The following is a 1212-nucleotide window of genomic DNA, read 5'->3' as shown; positions in this document are numbered from 1 at the left end:
CTGCAAGATACAAGATAAATAGAGTAGTTGAAACTAGATATCAATTGCACACAAGATCGGCGCTAAGCATGCCACAATTTGATATATTATGTAAAACACCACCTAAGGTGCTTGTTCGTCAGTTTGTGGAAAGGTTTGAAAGACCTTCAGGTGAGAAAATAGCATTATGTGCTGCTGAACTAACCTATTTATGTTGGATGATTACACATAACGGAACAGCAATCAAGAGAGCCACATTCATGAGCTATAATACTATCATAAGCAATTCGCTGAGTTTCGATATTGTCAATAAATCACTCCAGTTTAAATACAAGACGCAAAAAGCAACAATTCTGGAAGCCTCATTAAAGAAATTGATTCCTGCTTGGGAATTTACAATTATTCCTTACTATGGACAAAAACATCAATCTGATATCACTGATATTGTAAGTAGTTTGCAATTACAGTTCGAATCATCGGAAGAAGCAGATAAGGGAAATAGCCACAGTAAAAAAATGCTTAAAGCACTTCTAAGTGAGGGTGAAAGCATCTGGGAGATCACTGAGAAAATACTAAATTCGTTTGAGTATACTTCGAGATTTACAAAAACAAAAACTTTATACCAATTCCTCTTCCTAGCTACTTTCATCAATTGTGGAAGATTCAGCGATATTAAGAACGTTGATCCGAAATCATTTAAATTAGTCCAAAATAAGTATCTGGGAGTAATAATCCAGTGTTTAGTGACAGAGACAAAGACAAGCGTTAGTAGGCACATATACTTCTTTAGCGCAAGGGGTAGGATCGATCCACTTGTATATTTGGATGAATTTTTGAGGAATTCTGAACCAGTCCTAAAACGAGTAAATAGGACCGGCAATTCTTCAAGCAATAAACAGGAATACCAATTATTAAAAGATAACTTAGTCAGATCGTACAATAAAGCTTTGAAGAAAAATGCGCCTTATTCAATCTTTGCTATAAAAAATGGCCCAAAATCTCACATTGGAAGACATTTGATGACCTCATTTCTTTCAATGAAGGGCCTAACGGAGTTGACTAATGTTGTGGGAAATTGGAGCGATAAGCGTGCTTCTGCCGTGGCCAGGACAACGTATACTCATCAGATAACAGCAATACCTGATCACTACTTCGCACTAGTTTCTCGGTACTATGCATATGATCCAATATCAAAGGAAATGATAGCATTGAAGGATGAGACTAATCCAATTG

1 protein-coding gene is annotated in these 1212 nt (G+C 36.4%); it reads left to right on the top strand.

Annotation, left to right across the window (positions count from 1 at the left end; translation table 11 throughout):
* Nucleotides 1-68 precede the first annotated feature (68 nt).
* The coding region (locus tag QCD75_RS21755; RefSeq protein ID WP_441005534.1) for a hypothetical protein at nt 69-1212 on the top strand (1144 nt) is incomplete at its 3' end.

The organism is Arthrobacter sp. PsM3, assembly GCF_030433895.1.
Classification (GTDB): Bacteria; Actinomycetota; Actinomycetes; order Actinomycetales; family Micrococcaceae; genus Arthrobacter.
The sequence above is the reverse complement of the archived record's forward strand: the minus strand, read 5'-3'. Positions and strand labels throughout refer to the sequence as shown.